This is a genomic window from Bacillus sp. AR4-2 (assembly GCF_008274865.1).
Taxonomy (GTDB): Bacteria; Bacillota; Bacilli; order Bacillales; family Bacillaceae_G; genus Bacillus_A; species Bacillus_A cereus.
On sequence record NZ_CP031062.1, the window covers coordinates 4,797,498 to 4,815,837 of the forward strand.

Consider the following 18,340-nt stretch of genomic DNA (forward strand, 5'->3'; position numbering starts at 1 on the left):
TAAAACTATTCAACTGTCATCTAAAATCAGTAAGCGTTTACATAAATTGCAATTTATAAAAGGTAGCTTCTTCTCTCCTACCATACTTGAAAGTCTGAAATTGATACCACCTACAAATCAAATTGTAAGCGTTATCTAGATGAAATGCAATATAAATTTTAAAAGATTTTCATATGTTAATATATTCCTAATTAATTGGTTTTTTCATGTAAATTTACCATAAAAATAGCCCTAGCTATGAGCTAGGACTATCCTTTTTTACCCCGATTGGTGAGGGCTAATAATGAGCGGGGATAAAGCCACCCCATTCATTAAAGTTTCACTTTATAACATAACACCAACGATAATCGCTGATAGAATACTTACTAATGTCGCACCGTACACAAGGCGTAGACCGAATGATGATACAACATTTGATTGATTTTCATCGATACCTTTTGTTGCACCTGCAATAATTCCGATAGATGAGAAGTTCGCAAATGATACAAGGAATACAGAAAGAATACCAACTGTACGAGCCGATAAATCACCAGCTACTTTTCCAAGATCAAGCATCGCAACAAACTCGTTTGATACTAATTTTGTTGCCATAATTTGTCCCGCTGTGACCATTTCTGCTTGCGGGATACCCATTACGAATGCTAATGGTGAGAAAATATATCCTAAAATAGCTTGGAATGTAATACCGAACATGGAATCAAACAAGCTATTAATTGCTGTAATTAATGCTACGAAACCAAGTAACATCGCTGCTACTGTTATCGCGATTGTGAAACCAAGCATAATATATTCACTTAACATTTCAAAGAATGATTGTTTTTTCTTATTTTCTAATTTCAGTGTATCTTCTTCTTCTGTAATATCGTACGGGTTAATAATATGAATAATAATGAAACCACTAAATAAATTTAATACAAGTGCTGTTACTACATATTTCGGTTCGATCATTTTCATATAAGAACCAACGATTGACATCGACACTGTCGACATAGAAGATGCACATAATGTATATAAACGATGTTTTGGGATTTTACTTAATTGATCTTTTACTGTAATAAATACTTCTGCTTGTCCAACAATGGCAGCTGCTACTGCGTTATATGATTCTAGTTTTCCTAGACCATTCACTTTACTTAACAACGTACCAATAGCACGAATAAATATCGGTAAAATTTTAAAGTGTTGCAGAATTCCGATTAAAACCGCAAAGAATACGATTGGTAATAACGCTGTTAAGAAGAATGAAACCTCTCCTTTATTAACAAGACCACCAAATACGAAAACGATTCCAGCTTCCGCATATCCAAGAAGTGCACCAAATCCATCTGAAATTCCTTTTACTAAAATATAACCAACTTGTGTATTTAATAAGAAATAAGATAATGCTAGCTGAATAATAAGCATAATTGCGATTGGTTTATACTTAATCTTCTTTCGATCGGCACTTATAAGAAAACCGAGTACAAATACAACGAGTAATCCTACAAGAAACATAACAAACTTCATTAATAAAATCCTCCATTTAACTCTTCATTAACGTTGAACGTCTGACTACTCAAAACAAGAAATAATCCGAACTTTCCATTCCCCCTCCAAAATCTTCAATCGGATAGGAAAAATCATAAAACCTCTTGTTTCAAAGGCATTTTCCATTCTAACACAAATCACAAATCATATCCGCACTTTTCTTAAAAAAATTACATTTTATTATAAAACGTCTATGAATGTTCGTCTTTTACTATCTGCAAATAGTTGAATAAAACAAAAAAAGAGCATCAAGTTTCACTTGATGCCTTTTTCATTATACCGCTTTTTCTTTATCAGCTACTGCTGGCTCATCCCAACACTCTGTATTGTTCAAACCTGGAATAGACTCCGCATAAAAGACTGGATCTTTCCCTTGTTTCTTTTGCTTAATATAATCTGATAACGCTGCGAAAGCATACTTAGAAAGGAATACAATTGCTACTAAGTTAATAACAGCCATAATTCCCATAAATAAATCTGCTAAATCCCAAACGATTTGAATTGTCGCTACAGATCCTAGCATAACCATACCAAGTACAGCAATGCGGTATGCATTTAATAACACTTTACTTCCATTTAAGAACTCAATATTTGTTTCACCATAGTAGTAGTTACCTACTAATGAACTAAATGCAAACAAGAAGATCGCAACCGCTACAAATATAGAAGCCCATGGACCGATATGTTGACTTAACGCCTGCTGCGTTAATTGAATTCCATTTAAATCAGCTGCATTATGCACATCTGATAAAAGAATAATAAATGCTGTACAACTACAAATTAATAATGTATCAGTAAATACCCCTAAAGTTTGAATGAAACCTTGTTTAACTGGGTGCGTTACGTTTGCAGTCGCTGCTGCGTTCGGCGCACTACCCATACCTGCTTCATTTGAGAATAACCCACGTTTTACCCCTAATAAAATCGCAGCTCCTAATCCTCCGCCTACTACTTCTTTAATTCCGAAAGCATGTAAGAAAATTTCTTTAAATACATATGGAATTGCCGTAATGTTTGTTACAACAACGAATAACGCCACTGCTACATAAATAATTGCCATTACTGGAACAATCATTTCAACCGCGCGAGCAATTCGTTTTACTCCGCCGAAAATAATAACTGCAAGTAAACCAGCCATAACAAGACCTACTAATCTACTATCTGTTTTAAACGCTCCATCAAAGGCAGCCGCTACAGTATTAGACTGTACAGCGTTAAAAATCAATCCGAAACTTACTGTTATTAGAACAGAGAACACAACACCTAACCAGCGTTTCTTTAAACCCTTTTCCATATAATACGCTGGGCCCCCACGGAATGCATTCCCATCTTTTACTTTATAAATTTGCGCTAATGTGCTCTCTACAAATGCAGAAGCACCCCCAATTACCGCGATTAACCACATCCAAAATACTGCTCCTGGACCACCTGCTGAAATCGCAATAGCTACACCAGCTAAGTTACCAGTACCTACACGAGAAGCTGTACTCATACAAAATGCTTGAAATGATGATACACCGCTCTTCTCTTTTTGCGCTTTCCTCGTTTTCGAGCTTGCTCCATCCCCAAGCAAACGAATCATTTCACCGAAGTAACGAACTTGGACAAATTTCACACGAAATGAAAAATAGAGCCCTAACCCAATTAACATCGCAATAATGACATATGACCAAAGGATATTATTTACATCCCCAATTACCCTAGCTAAAAAATCCATATTTGCATTGCCCCCTCTTCCTAACAATAAGAAAATTATATTCTAAAAACTTTAAGTAATCAAGAACTTTATGTGAGGTTTCATGACATGAGTATGTTAATTCTTTTAACATACGTGTTTTTTTACATAAAAATATAGCTATTACATGCATTTATCCAATACTCAATCACTTATCCTCTTCGACCAGCCATACTTTTAAAACAGTACGTTCCCCACAAATAACGAGAGAAACAAACAAAAAAAGTTATATTAATAATTACCTCTCACCCTTTTCATCATTTACTACAACAAAAAAGGCGAGCATCGAATTTACCTCGATGCTCGCCTTTTCAATTACACTGCTTTTTCTTTATCTGTTACCACTGGCTTATCCCAGCACTCTGTATTCGTTAAACCAGGAATAGAATCTGCACTGAAGACTGGATCTTTCCCTTGTTTCTTTTGCCTTACATAGTCTGTTAATGCCGCGTACGCAAATCGGCCAAGAAGTGTAATCGCAATTAAGTTCGTGATTACCATTAGACCCATAAATAAGTCTGCCATATTCCATACAACTTGAAGCGTCGCAACAGAACCGAATAATACCATTCCAACTACCGCAATACGGTAAATTGTTAACCACGTTTTGCTTTGCTTAATAAATTCAATATTTGTTTCACCATAATAGTAGTTTCCTAAAAGAGAACTAAATGCAAATAAGAAAATAATAATCGCTAAGAAGCTACTTGCCCACGGGCCGATTTGTGAGCTTAATGCATTTTGCGTTAATTCAATACCTTCTAAATTCGTTGCTTTATATGCACCAGAACATAGTACGATAAATGCTGTTGATGTACATACTAAGAATGTATCTACTAAAACGCCGATCGTTTGAATAAAACCTTGTTTTGCTGGATGCGTTACATCAGCTGTTGCTGCCGCGTTCGGCGCACTACCCATACCTGCTTCGTTCGCAAATAATCCGCGCTGAATACCATATTTCATCGCAGCACCGATACCGCCACCTACAGCTGAATCTAAACCGAATGCACCTTTAAAGATTTCCGTAAACACATCTGGTATTAAATAGAAGTTTTTAATGACAACAAAAATAGCTACCGCAATATAAACAAGCGCCATTGGCGGAACAATCATTTCCGACATACGTGCAATACTTTTTACACCACCAAAAATAATAACCGCAACTAATGCAGCTAATACAATACCAACAATATAACGCTCTAAACCAAATGCATTTTCAAACGCTAATGTTACTGTATTCGCTTGTACTGAGTTAAAAATTAAACCGTAACTAACTGTAATAAGGATAGAAAACCAAATTCCCATCCAACGTTTATTTAAACCTTTTTCCATATAATAAGCAGGACCACCACGGAAGCCACTGCCATCTTTTACTTTATAAATTTGGGCAAGCGTACTTTCTACGAAACTTGAAGAAGCCCCGATAATCGCAATAACCCACATCCAAAATACAGCTCCAGGTCCTCCCATAGATATAGCTAATGCTACACCAGCTAAGTTACCGATACCAATACGAGCTGCTGAACTCATACAAAACGCTTGGAAAGAAGATACACTACCTTTTTTACGCGTCTTTCCAGTTAATCCATCACTCATTAGTCGAACCATTTCCCCTAAATGAGTAATTTGTACGAATTTCAATTTAATAGAAAAATAAAGACCTAAACCAATTAACATTGCAATAAGAATATATGACCAAAGAATTGTATTTGTTGATGAAATAAATTGCTCTAAAATATTCATACAATTAACCCCTCCTTTTCTCCATAAAACGAATTATATTTAAAAAACATTCAAAAATCAACATTTTTCGACAATTTGCAATTTCCAAATATTAGCCAGGTTCACAGTAACAATATCTTTATGACTGACTACCCTCCCTCTAACTGTGCATACTAAAACAAAAAATAAATTCACAAACAACCCTATTGACAAAAACACCGACCTGTAACTATAATGATTACAACAGGTTGTAACAAACCTAATTACAACAAATTCATTTACTTTCAGATATACACTTTAACAAAACACTTTGGAGGGATTTATTATGAAAATCGGAATTATCGGAGCAACTGGTAAAGCAGGAAGTCGTATTTTAAAAGAAGCATTGGATCGCGGACATGAAGTAACTGCAATCGTAAGAAACGCTGCAAAAATTACAGAAGAAAACGTAAAAGTTTTAGAGAAAGATGTATTCTCTCTTACATCTAACGACCTGCAGGCATTTGACGTAGTTGTAAATGCATTCGGTGCTCCAGCAGGCGAAGAACACCTTCACGTAGATGCAGGAAACGTACTTATTGAAGCTATGAAAGGTGCACCAAATACAAAATTACTTGTAGTTGGAGGCGCTGGAAGCTTATTTGTAGACGAAGAGAAAACAACACGTGTATTTGAGACACCAGGTTTCCCGAAAGAATATCTTGCAACTGCTCAAAACCAAGGTAAAAACTTAGAAATTCTGCAACAAACAAATGACATCACTTGGACATTCATCAGCCCTTCTGCACTATTTGCATTAGGAAAACGTACTGGTTCTTACAAAGCTGGCAAAGACAATCTTCTTGTGAACGCAAAAGGTGATAGCTACGTAAGTTACGAAGACTTCGCAGTTGCAGCACTTGATGAAATCGAAAATCCAAAACACGTAAACGAACGCTTCACAGTAGTTTCTGAAGCTGAATAATAAAAAAAGCTCGTAAAACATTATGTTTTACGAGCTTTTCTTACTTTTAAGCTTTTATTTCTTTCATACCTTCTGTTCTTTCAAAACCTTTTTCTGTAATTTTAAAGAATACATCATTCACACCATACTGTGCATTCACTTCTACATTCTTTTTGTACACTTTAAATCGATCGAATTCCGCTTGATATACTTTTACTACATCACCATATTCAAACGTCATACCATTAAATTGTTCCGCAAATGCTTTTGTATTTTCCATTCCTTCTAAGATCATTTGCTTCTTCTCTTTTCCATCTTTACCAAACACAGAGAGACCCATATATTGTTCACCCTTAAATTGAGTATGAACCGGCCCATCTGAACCTACTGTACTTAATTTTTTATCTTCATGATTTAATGTGATAATTGATTTAATATTCGTTCCACCATGCCATGTACCAAAGAACATAATACTATCTCCATAAATCACTTCTACTGGCACTTCTGTTACTTTCTTATTTCCGAAACGATCTTTCGTTTCTACTTTTACTGTTCGCTTTCCAAGTGTAGTTGTATTTGGTTTTTCTACAAAACCGATTACTTCTCCACCTTTTACTTCAACAAAGTTTTTTGCATCTAGCTTTTCTACTTCCGTTCCGACTACTACTTGTTGCGGTTTTGCTGTTACTTCTTGTTGAGCTTCCATTCTCTCGAAACCTTGTTTAGTTACCTTGAACAGTAATTCTTTTTCTATCTTCGCTTTACCTTGACCGACAAAGTTATTATTTTGATACCAATTAAAGCGGTCTGATTCTGCATGATATACTTTCACAACATCACCGTAATCGAATCCTAAGCCATTAATTGATTTTGCGAATTCTTCCGCATTTTCAACACCTTTTACAGTTACTTTCTTTTTCTCATTTCCATTTTGATCTAGCAATGTAAATTCAAAATACGTCTCTTCTTTAAAGTAATGATGCACTTGCTTTGAATCAGCTGTGGCACTAAACTTTTGCTGATCGTGTTGCATTGTTACAATCGATTTAATATCAGTACTATAATTGAGACCTTTAAATACTAAACTATCTCCATATGTCACTTCCACAGGAACTTCTGTCACTTTTTTATTACCAAAACGATCTTTCGTTTCCACTTTTACTTTTTGTTCACCGATTTTTGTTGTATTTGGCTTTTCTACAAAACCTACTACTTCTCCGTCTTTCACTTGAACAAAGTTTTTTGCTTCTAATTTTTCAGCGTCTGTTCCAATTACTACTTTTTGCGGTACCAGTGTTACTTCTTGCTGAGCTTCCATTTTCTCAAAGCCTTTTTCTGTCACTTTAAACATCACTTCATGAACACCGTATTCCGTATCCACTAGTTCATTCTTTTTATATACTTTAAATCTATCAAACTCTTTTTGGTATATCTTTACCATATCCCCATATTCAAAGGCCATGCCATTAAATTGTTCTGCGAACCCTTTTGTATTTTCAGATCCTTTTACTGATGCTTCTTTCTTTTCTTTTCCATCTTTATCGTATACAGTCATTCCCATATACTTTTCGTCTTTAAATGACGTATGCGCTGCACCTTCTGCACCCGTTGTACTGAATTTCTTTTCTTCATGATTTAACGTTACAACTGATTTAATATTTGTTCCTCCATAACTTGTACCAAAGAACATAATACTATCTCCGTAAATCACTTCCACCGGAACTTCCGTCACCGTTTTATTTCCAAAGCGATCTTTCGTTTCTACTTTTACTTTTTGTTCACCAATTTTTGTTGTATTTGGCTTTTCTACAAAACCTACTACTTCTCCGTCTTTTATTTCAACAAAGTTTTTCGCATCTAACTTTTCTACATCCGTTCCAACTATTACTTGTTGAGGCTTCACTGTTACTTCTTGCAACATATCCATTCTCTCAAAGCCTTTTTCTGTCACTTTGAAGAATAGTTCTTTTGCCCCTTTTTTCTCACCTTGACCAGTAAGTGTATTATTTTGATACCATTTCAAACGAACCGGTTCTGCGTGGAATACTTTCACTACATCTCCATACTCGAACTGCATACCATTCACTTGCTTCGCAAAGTTCTCTGATGTTTCTTGTCCCTCTGCTGTTACATGTTTCTTCTCTTTTCCTGCTCCATCATATAACGTGATTCCCATGTATAGCTCTTTATTAAAATACTCATGAATTTCGCTATCCATATCAGTTGCATGGAATCTCTTCTCTTCGTGCTTTAAAGTTACGATTGAAGCAATATCATCGCCATATCCTGCATATGCAATACTATCTCCATAAACCACTTCTACTGGCACTTCTGTTACTTGCTTATTTCCAAAACGATCTTTCGTTTCTACTTTTACTTTTTGTTCACCGATTTTTGTTGTATTTGGTTTTTCTACAAATCCGATTACTTCTCCATCTTTTACTTGAACAAAGTCTTTTGCATTTAATTTTTCAGTGTCTATTCCAATTACTACCTTTTGCGGTACTGCTGTTACTTGTTGTTGAGCTTCGACTCTCTCGAAACCTTGCTCCGTTATTTTAAAGTAAAACTTTTGTTCCGCTTTCCCTTTCCCCTTGCCTACAAATTCGTTATTTTGATACCAGTTTAATCGATCTGATTCCGCATGATATACTTCGACAACATCACCATATGCGAAATCTAAGCCATTTAATTGATTTGCAAAGTTTTTCGAACTCTCTTGCCCTTCTACTGAAATGCTTTTCTTTACATTTCCACTTCGATCATATATCGTTATTCCCATATATTTTTCGTTTTCAAAACGATAATGAACTTTAGAGTCCGTAAATGTTGCCTGTAGCTTTTTCGTATTATAATTAGCCGTTACGATAGAACGTATCTTATTCCCATCACCTTGGAAGACTATACCATTTTCATAACCGACATTCACCACAACAGGAATTAAATTCTTATTACCTTTTTCATCTATAATTTCTACTTTTACAGTTTTTTCTCCAACTTCAGGCTTATCTTGCATAATCACACCTGTTGTCTTTACACCTTCTCCTAAATTCTGTACAAGTTCCTTTGCTTTTTCCTCATCATATGTAGTACCGATTACCACATTTTGTATTTTTTCATTATTTGGCTCGCCATATGGAACTTCATATAACTCAGTTTGTTTTTCACGAATTGGATTGCTATCTGTAGATAACCATATTTCTTTTTCTAATTTTGGTAAATTTAATTTTTCAATCTTTTCTCTTGTAGCATCATTTGCAATTAATCCCCATTTATCAAAGAAAGGAATTAAATTTTGTCCTGCCACTTTTGACGTCATATAAATAAACATCTGCTTTTTCTCTTCATCAGATTTAGGCAGTTCTGTATCATGTAACAAACGATACATTTGATGTAAATTTGGATAGAATTGATCCCCATAGGCTAAATGCAACTGCCAAAACATAACTAATTTCTCAAATTCATTCATCTTTTCTTGTGCATCCGGTTTACCTAAATAAGCAAATGCAGCTTCATAGCGCCCCTCTTGCTCTAACCTTGTTTTATGCCCGAATGTAGTTTGAACTGCCAAAGAATAAATATTAACGGTTACTTCTCCAAGTCCATCCCATAACCAAGTGTCTTGTTGATGTTGATGTCCAACTTCATGCCAAGGCCCCCATCCATCATTGGTTAACTCTTCTAGATTTAGTACTGACTCTAAATTGCCTTTACTATAAGCTGTTCGATAATAAGTCGCATACATATAATCGTCTGTATACCAGTCTTCAACAAAATGAATGGAATGTTTACCTTGATTCGCAACACCCGCACCATCTTTTGATAAACCTGATATCTTATGTTCTATATTAATTATTTCATCGTGCTTCTTTAATAGCGCAGCTGGATCTTCTTGCTTCAAATGTTCCGCCACAGTTTCAGGATGCATAGTTAATAAACTATTTTCTCCCTTCATTTCTATTGCATATGGATCAGGGTTTTCTGCCAACATACGCTTCCAATCTTTTGTCGTATGCTTTCCTAAAATAAATAAAGGGTTTGGTGTACCACCTTTTTTCACTTTAGCGACTACTTCTGCTGTGTTGTGATAATTGTAAAAGTATAATAGTCCCCCATTTGAAGAAGAAATTTTATTCTCACCAGGATTTAAATTGAATTGTTTAGGTTCTTCTTTTTCATAAGAATATGTACCAATATAAGCTTTAATCTGTTGAGTCCCTTCTACTTGAATAACTACTTCTTCACCTGACTTTACATAAATGCCCGTTGGCTCATAAGGAGAAAAACTCATTCGACGCTGATGCAACTCACGCATCCCTTCTACATCACCTTTTGGCAGTAATTGATACACTCGCTCTTCTTGCTGTTTCTCTTTATCTTCAATCGTCATCTCTGCATACACCTTAGGTAATTCAAGTCCATATGGCGTTAATAACGTAGCTAAACAAACACCAGCTACTAATACCCTACTCGTCTTTTTCTTCGACATAATCTGTGTCCCCTGTTCCTTTATTTAGAGAAACTATCCTATATATCCATTTAATAAAAAATCCTATTATTTTTATAAAAACATTTAATGAATAGACTAACACCTCGCGCACCTGTATCTATTACTACCGCATTTCCCTCCATGTATTCGCTTTCTTACATTGTAAAATTTTTATGTAATATGCCCTCCTCACTTCTCTCTATTTGTGATGAGTTCTCTTGCTACATAAAAAAGAGAATAGTAAAAGATATTTTTCAGTATTGTCATCTATACATCTAAAAATAAAAACAGTAATAGCATTTTACATTTTATTCATATATGACCATCTATAGGTAGTTTTTCCAACTGAATTGTACACGCTTTACACTTTGTTTGATAGCCTCTCTAATTAGAATAATGTTACAATTTCGTGAATAAAATCCATTTATTGTAACGTTTAGATTTCTCCATATTTTATTATTTTTAAATACTTTTTCAAACATTAGAATAGTGTTTCACTCGATTAATTATTATCTTAATATACCTTTAAAGAATTCATATGAAAAAGCATTGGCATATACCAATGCTTTTTCATTATCTCTTTTGATTCGGTTTATGCGGTTCATTTGGAGTATATGGCTTATTTGGTTTATTTGGAGCCTCAGCCTTTTTCCAACTTACCGCTAACTCTGGACTTGTTTTTTCTTCACTACGCTCAAGTAATACTACTGCATTTTGAATAGTCGGTGTACCTTTATGCGCAATCCCTTGTAATTTCGTTAAATTTCCTGATACTTTAAAGCTAAATCCACCAGCTGGTGTTTGTTTCGGAATTAAAATGCGGAACTTTTCTCCTACATTAAATTCTGTTTTTGTTTCGCCTTTTTCATTTGCAAATTTCACGCCCGCTGGTGCACCTGTTGCTTGCACTTTATACGTTCCGCTTTTTGCATTTGTTTCTACTGTATATAAGCCTGTTTCAAAGAAATCATTTTTCAAGACTGCTTCTTGTTCTTCTGTAGGAGTTACACTCATCGTAATTTCTTGTAGTTCTTCACTAGCACTTGCTTTTGCAACGATATCTTTCGTTACCTTTTCTACATTTTTATTACGGAAGTCTAAATCATTAATATCGATTTGTTTTAACGCATTCCACACTGCAAGCTGCGTTGCGTAATGCGCCTCTCTCCAATCAGATACCCCTAATTCTTGTGGACTCTTTTGTGGATATCCATTCAATAGTACACGGTACACATTAATATCCACTTTCCCCATTTCCGGTAAATCTTGACCGCTTGGAGATTTCAAATCTACATTTAAGCAAAAAGCAATTTTGCCATCTGCCGTTTTAATAAGCTCTGTTCGAATTGGCTTCTTCTTGGACTTACTATAACTCCAATCCATTTGATACTTTGTATGGTCCATCACTTCTGCGAATGCTTTTTGAAGTGGGAATAACACAAATAAAACACTTAAAAACATAGCTAAAAGTTTGAACGATTGCTTTATATTCATGTTTACAGCCCCTTAATAACAAACTTAATACTAAGTAGTATTTATTTAGAAACTATTTTTATGCACAAAAAAAGAGTGCTTTTAAGCACTCTTTTTTCTTACCTTAATCTTAGAAATCGAAGTTATCAGGATCTGGACCAACGCGATGATTTTGATTTAACGCATCGATTTTTTCCATATCTTCTTTCGTTAATTCAAAGTTAAATACATCAGCGTTTGCAATAATACGGTGTTCTTTCGTTGATTTTGGAATTGTGATTACTCCATTTTGAAGATCCCAACGTAAAATAACTTGAGCTGTTGTTTTACCGTGTTTCTCAGCAATCTCTTGTAATGTTTCGTTATCTAATAATTGACCTTGCATTAGTGGTGACCATGCTTCCATTTGAATACCTTGTTCTTTACAGAAAGCTTGTAGTTCTTTTTGTGTTAAACGAGGGTGGTATTCTACTTGGTTAATCATTGGTTTAATTTCTGCATCTTTCATTACATCTTGTAAGTGATGGATTTGGAAGTTACTTACACCAATTGCACGTACGCGCTTTTCTTTATAAAGTGTTTCTAGCGCTCTCCATGTATCTTTATATTTTCCTTCTGAAGGCCAGTGAACAAGATATAAATCTAAATAATCTAGTCCTAATTTTTTTAGACTCTCTTCGTATGCAGCGATTGTTGTTTCATACCCTTGATCTGCGTTCCATACTTTTGAAGTAATAAATAATTCTTCTCTTGCAATACCAGTCGCTTCAATACCTGCACGAATTCCTTCACCTACAGCTTTTTCATTTCCGTAAATTGCAGCTGTATCGATGCTGCGGTATCCTGCTTTAATTGCTGATTTAATTGCTTCTACAAGTTCTGGTCCTTCTTCTACTTTAAATACACCTAAACCGAACCAAGGCATTTCTACACCATTACTTAATACTGTTTTACTTTGTAAGTTTTTCATTTTATTTTCTCTCCTTTTATTTTACTTGATCTCTTTTTTCTAATGTCATGCTCCACGCTGTTAAAATAACAGCGGCTACTACCATAAGACCGCCTACCCAAGCAGTATGGATTAATCCTAACGAATTCGTTACAAGGCCACCTATATAAGAACCTAAAGCGATTCCTCCGTTAAATGCGGCAATATTAATTGCTGAAGCAACATCAACCGCACTTGGAACAAAGCGCTCTGCCAATATAACTACATATACTTGTAGCCCCGGAACATTCATAAATGCGAATAGTCCCATGAAAATAATTGTGATTAATCCAGCTACTTTAAATGGCGCTGTAAATGTTAAAACAAATAATATAATTGCTTGAATAAGGAACATATAAAATAGCGCTCGAATCGGATTATGATTCGATAATTTTCCGCCGACCATATTCCCTATCGCAATGGCGATTCCATACACTAATAAAATAATAGTGACAGTACTCGCTTCAAACCCTGTTACTTCTTGTAATAGCGGTGATAAATACGTAAATGTTACGAATGTACCGCCGTATCCAAGTGCAGTAATAATGAAAACAAGTAATAGTCTTCCATTTTTAATTAGTTTGAATTGATCACGAAACGATACAGGTACACCATTTTTTAAATTAGATGGGACTAGTATGCTGTTTGCGATAAAAGCAATAATTCCAATTACGACAATCGCCATAAATGACGCTCTCCAGCCAAATTGTTGACCGATAAACGTTCCAATTGGCACACCTGTAATAGTTGCAACTGTTAATCCAGTAAACATAATCGCAATTGCGCTAGCACGTTTATTCTCTGGTACGATTGCAGCCGCAATTGTAGATCCTATCGACATAAACACACCATGTGCAAACGCAGATACAATCCTTGCGATAATTAATACAGTGAAGCTTGTTGCTAATGCCGCAATACCATTACCAATAATGAAAATAACCATAATCCACATTAATAATGTCTTTCTCGACATACTAGCCGTTAACGCTGTTAAAACAGGAGCTCCTACTGCCGCCCCTAACGCATATAGGGAAACAGTTAAACCAGCTGTTGTAACAGAAACATTTAAATCTTTTGAAATCGATGGTAATAAACCGACACTAATAAACTCGGTTGTACCAATCCCAAACGCACTAATTGCTAGTGCTAATAAAGCAAACATACTTCTTCGGTTCGTCTGAACTTCCGAAGATGGTACTGTATATGAACTCAATTGAATTCCTCCTTATTACAAGAAATCCAATCATAATAGTGTGATAAAAAGGCCCTTTTATCTTCTAAAAAATATATTTAATCTCTACAAATGCTATTATGAATGGTTTCATTCTTTTTTTGAAGAACGCACTTTAAAGTACTATAGGCACTAAAAAGTAACATAGTCACTTTTTGGTACCGTACTACTCATTTGCCTCTTACATGTGCTATTATGAAACATATTTAACATGATAAAAAGTACGTACTTTAAAGTGCTATAGGTACTAAAAAGTAACATTTGTATGATTTAACTTATTTTACTCACAAAGGGAGGATTTCATATGAAGAAATACAATATTCCTGTAGAGGCGACTTTAGAAGTTATCGGCGGCAAATGGAAAGTTGTTATCCTTTGTCACTTAACGAAAGGTACAAAGAGAACGAGTGAACTAAAACGTTCCATGCCTGGTATTACACAAAAAATGTTAACACAGCAATTACGTGAATTAGAAGACGACGGCGTTATTCAAAGAAAAGTATACAATCAAGTCCCGCCAAAAGTAGAATATTCTCTTACTGATTACGGTTGGTCTTTAGAATCCATTCTTGATTCTCTTTGTTCTTGGGGCGAATGCCATCTTCAAAAAGAAGGTAACACATCGATGCTAATTGCGGAAGGTGAATAATAGGAAAAAGGAAAAAACGAACATGAATTTGTTCGTTTCTTCCTTTTTTTCTATATATATATGTACATTTCTAACTGAAACAAAATATTTTATACGCTTTCATACCTTGTCAGCACTACGTTATACACTCAATATCAAATAATTAGGAATCATTTTTATGTTAACATAGGTGTATATAGTATATAATATAGGATATATATTATATACACTTTCCGGTAACGGAGCTTTTCCATTATGCGGACAAGCCATGTATCGGACAGTTCATAAATAATAAGTAAGACGTTATGGTTTTAGATTTATGTTTGCAGCTTACTTGCTGTCATAAATTTAAAGGCATTTTATTGTGTTTTGTGAAACTTTGTATAAAGTTTCGTAACCGTTTACTATCTTACTTATCAAAAATAAGAGTATTGCTATCGTAAAGGAGAATTGGAGATGCCAGAAACTATGACTCAAACAAAGCCAGAACAAGAAACTGTACAAATTTCTGCTAGCCAAGGACAACTTGATGTACTTGATCAGTTGTTAAAACCTGAGGTACAAGAATCATTAACAACACTAGTAGAACAGCTTCCAAAATTAACTGAGCTTGTTAACATTTTAACTAAGTCTTATGACTTCGCTCAAACTGTTGCTACTGATGAAGTATTAAAAAGCGACACTGTTGGTGCAATTACAGAGCTTGTAGAACCTGTAAAAGATACAGTGAAAAGCATGGCTGCAACTGCAATCGAAGCGAAAGATCGTGCTGACGAAAGCAACGAAGTTATCGGCCTATTCGGTCTTTTAAAATTATTAAAAGATCCACAAGCACAAAAAATGTTCCGCTTTGTGAACGCATATCTTCAAATTAGTGCAGAACGTAACAATAAATAATTTAACTTATAACAACAATTAGTAAAGACGGGGGATATCATACTATGTCAAAACAAATTGTCATCTTAGGCGCTGGTTATGGCGGTCTTCTTGCCGCTTTAAACGTACGTAAATATTACAGCAAATCAGAAGCACAAGTTACAGTGATTAACCAATACCCAACACACCAAATCATCACTGAACTACACCGCCTTGCAGCTGGTAACGTGTCTGAGCAAGCAGTTGCAATGCCACTTACAAAGCTTTTCAAAGGACAAGACATCGACCTTAAAATTGCAACAGTTGAGTCATTCTCAGTTGATAGCAAAGAAATCAAATTAGCTGGCGGCACTACTTTATCTTACGATGCACTTGTAGTTGCTTTAGGAAGTAAAACTGCTTACTTCGGTATTCCAGGACTAGAAGAAAACAGCATGGTATTAAAATCTGCTGCTGATGCAAATAAAATCTACAAACACGTTGAAGACCGTATTCGTGAATACGCGAAAACGAAAAACGAAGCTGATGCTACAATCGTAATCGGTGGTGGCGGATTAACTGGCGTTGAGCTAGTTGGTGAGCTTGCTGACATTATGCCTAAACTTGCAAAAAGCCACGGCGTAAATCCAAAAGAAGTGAAACTTCTTCTTGTTGAAGCAGGTCCAAAAATCCTTCCAGTATTACCAGACCACTTAATCGAACGTGCAACTACTAGCCTAGAAGCGCGCGGCGTTACATTCTTAACTGGTCTTCCTGTAACAAACGTTGCTGGCAACGAAATCGACTTAAAAGACGGTCAAAAACTTGTTGCTAACACATTCGTTTGGACGGGCGGCGTACAAGGTAACCCATTAATCGGTGAATCAGGTCTTGAAGTTAACCGTGGACGTGCAACAGTTGATGCATACCTACAATCTACTTCTCACAAAGACGTATTCGTTGCTGGAGACAGCGCTGTTGTCTTCGCTCCAGACGGACGTCCATACCCACCAACTGCACAAATTGCTTGGCAAATGGGTGAGTTAATTGGATACAACTTATACGCAGCACTAGAAGGCAAAGCATTAGAAGAGTTCGCACCTGTAAACTCTGGAACACTTGCTAGTCTAGGACGTAAAGATGCGGTTGCTACAATCGGAGCAAGCAATACTCCACTTAAAGGCTTACCAGCATCATTAATGAAAGAAGCAAGTAACGTTCGTTACTTATCACACATTAAAGGTCTATTCAGCTTAGCTTACTAATCTGAATATAAGCCCGAATCATGCCCTGCATGGTTCGGGCTATTTTTATCCGTAATTTTCTCTAACTTATTTATTCGTCAGAAGAATAATATAACCCTTTTAATTATCTAAATTTACTGATTATTTTATGTCCAAATTGTGTATACGAAAAGATGGAAGTATTCTTCCTACTCCCATCCTTTCACACAAACTATTCGCCTAACTTCACAAGGCTGTAGTTCTTCTTCCCTTTACGAATAATAATAAATCTTCCATCAAATGAATTTTCTACAGTAACATCCGTACCCACATCTGTTACTTTCTCACCATTCATAGAAATCGCACCATTATTAATGTCTTCACGTGCTTGTCGTCTAGATGGTTCAATTCCTAAATCGACTAGCCACTCTACGATGTTTTTCGTCTCTTTTGAAGACTGGAATGTTGGCATTTCTTTAAAGCCTTGTTCAATTTCATCAGCTGTTAACGATTTAATATCTCCGCTAAATAACGCTGCTGTAATTTTCTCAGCTTGCAGGAACGCCTCTTCTCCATGAACAAATTTCGTCATTTCTTCTGCTAACACTTTTTGCGCTTCACGTTTATGAGGTTCCGCTTCTACCTTCGTTGCTAATTCATCAATACGCTCTTTCGTTAAGAACGTAAAGTATTTCAAGTATTTAATTACGTCACGGTCATCTGTATTTACCCAGAACTGGTAAAATTCAAACGGTGTCGTTTTTTCAGGATCAAGCCAAACCGCACCACCTGCTGATTTACCAAACTTCGTACCGTCCGATTTTAATAATAACGGAATCGTTAATCCGAATACTTTCGCCTCATGACCTTCTAACTTACGAATTAAATCTAAACCACTCGTAATATTTCCCCATTGGTCACTACCACCAATTTGAAGTTGAACATCCTCTTTCGTGTATAAATGATGGAAGTCCATCGCTTGCAAAATTTGGTACGTGAATTCCGTGAAAGAAATACCTGTATCTAAACGGCTTGCTACAATATCCTTCGCTAACATGCTATTGATGCTAAAGTTTTTCCCGTAATCACGTAAAAACTCAATAATATTTATTTCATGTGTCCAATCATAGTTATTTACCATCTTCACTTCGCTATTTCCACCAAAATCAAATAGCTTTTTCATTTGTGCTGTTAACGCATCTACATTATGCTGAACCACTTCTAACGTTTGAAGTTGACGCTCTGATTGTCGTCCACTCGGATCACCAATTGTTCCTGTTGCCCCGCCAATTAAAATAACAGGATGATGACCAGCTAATTGGAATCTCTTCATCATCATAAACGGAATCAAATGTCCAATATGCATACTATCACCAGTCGGATCAACTCCGCAGTATAGCGAAATCTTTTTCTCTTCTACTAGCTTACGTAAACCTTCTTCGTCAGTCTGCTGATTAACGGCGCCGCGCCATTCTAATTCATCAATAATATTCATCTTTTGTCATCCCCTTTATTTTTTAAAA

General features: G+C 35.6%; 12 protein-coding genes. 4 read left to right on the forward strand and 8 right to left on the reverse strand.

Annotated elements, in window-relative coordinates:
* Positions 1 to 324: 324 nt before the first annotated feature.
* The 3 genes from DN399_RS24980 to DN399_RS24990 all read right to left on the reverse strand — a co-directional run bounded on the left by DN399_RS24980 (position 325) and on the right by DN399_RS24990 (position 5,008).
* On the reverse strand, positions 325 to 1,506 hold the full coding sequence (locus DN399_RS24980; RefSeq protein WP_000673839.1) for a NupC/NupG family nucleoside CNT transporter: 1,182 nt from the start codon (positions 1,504 to 1,506) through the stop codon (positions 325 to 327).
* Between the two features lie 295 nt (positions 1,507 to 1,801).
* Positions 1,802 to 3,244, reverse strand: coding sequence for an alanine/glycine:cation symporter family protein (locus DN399_RS24985; protein ID WP_000346408.1), 1,443 nt, complete (start codon positions 3,242 to 3,244; stop codon positions 1,802 to 1,804).
* Between the two features lie 333 nt (positions 3,245 to 3,577).
* On the reverse strand, positions 3,578 to 5,008 hold the full coding sequence (locus DN399_RS24990; RefSeq protein ID WP_001022930.1) for an alanine/glycine:cation symporter family protein: 1,431 nt from the start codon (positions 5,006 to 5,008) through the stop codon (positions 3,578 to 3,580).
* 304 nt (positions 5,009 to 5,312) lie between these two features.
* Here DN399_RS24990 and DN399_RS24995 point away from each other — a divergent pair, with 304 nt between their 5' ends.
* Positions 5,313 to 5,951, forward strand: a complete 639-nt coding sequence (locus tag DN399_RS24995; protein ID WP_000689895.1) for an NAD(P)-dependent oxidoreductase — start codon at positions 5,313 to 5,315, stop codon at positions 5,949 to 5,951.
* A 46-nt stretch (positions 5,952 to 5,997) separates the two neighbouring features.
* On the opposite strand, the gene DN399_RS25000 is transcribed toward DN399_RS24995, so the two are convergent.
* From DN399_RS25000 to DN399_RS25015, 4 genes are all read right to left on the reverse strand, one after another.
* Positions 5,998 to 10,419 carry a putative mucin/carbohydrate-binding domain-containing protein gene (locus tag DN399_RS25000; RefSeq protein ID WP_086388922.1) on the reverse strand — a complete coding sequence of 1,474 codons (4,422 nt, stop codon included), beginning with the start codon at positions 10,417 to 10,419 and terminating at the stop codon, positions 5,998 to 6,000.
* 573 nt (positions 10,420 to 10,992) lie between these two features.
* Complete coding sequence (locus tag DN399_RS25005; RefSeq protein ID WP_016123728.1) at positions 10,993 to 11,913, reverse strand: thioester domain-containing protein; 921 nt, start codon at positions 11,911 to 11,913, stop codon at positions 10,993 to 10,995.
* 109 nt (positions 11,914 to 12,022) lie between these two features.
* A complete protein-coding gene (locus DN399_RS25010) occupies positions 12,023 to 12,862 on the reverse strand; it encodes an aldo/keto reductase (RefSeq protein ID WP_000793568.1) in 840 nt (279 codons plus the stop codon).
* Between the two features lie 16 nt (positions 12,863 to 12,878).
* Entirely contained in the window at positions 12,879 to 14,042 is a 1,164-nt protein-coding gene (locus DN399_RS25015) for an MFS transporter (protein WP_174402579.1), read from the reverse strand.
* A gap of 373 nt (positions 14,043 to 14,415) precedes the next feature.
* Between DN399_RS25015 and DN399_RS25020 the strand changes: the two genes are divergently transcribed.
* From DN399_RS25020 to DN399_RS25030, 3 genes are all read left to right on the forward strand, one after another.
* Positions 14,416 to 14,760 (forward strand): winged helix-turn-helix transcriptional regulator, encoded by a 345-nt coding sequence (locus DN399_RS25020; protein ID WP_149150023.1) that lies wholly within the window; start codon positions 14,416 to 14,418, stop codon positions 14,758 to 14,760.
* A gap of 435 nt (positions 14,761 to 15,195) precedes the next feature.
* Positions 15,196 to 15,636, forward strand: coding sequence for a DUF1641 domain-containing protein (locus DN399_RS25025; RefSeq protein ID WP_001115309.1), 441 nt, complete (start codon positions 15,196 to 15,198; stop codon positions 15,634 to 15,636).
* 44 nt (positions 15,637 to 15,680) lie between these two features.
* Positions 15,681 to 16,859 carry an NAD(P)/FAD-dependent oxidoreductase gene (locus DN399_RS25030; RefSeq protein ID WP_006918768.1) on the forward strand — a complete coding sequence of 393 codons (1,179 nt, stop codon included), beginning with the start codon at positions 15,681 to 15,683 and terminating at the stop codon, positions 16,857 to 16,859.
* 190 nt (positions 16,860 to 17,049) lie between these two features.
* Here the strand turns inward: DN399_RS25030 and tyrS are convergent, their stop codons facing one another.
* Positions 17,050 to 18,312 carry a tyrosine--tRNA ligase gene (gene tyrS / locus DN399_RS25035; RefSeq protein ID WP_001021096.1) on the reverse strand — a complete coding sequence of 421 codons (1,263 nt, stop codon included), beginning with the start codon at positions 18,310 to 18,312 and terminating at the stop codon, positions 17,050 to 17,052.
* Between the last annotated feature and the right edge of the window lie 28 nt (positions 18,313 to 18,340).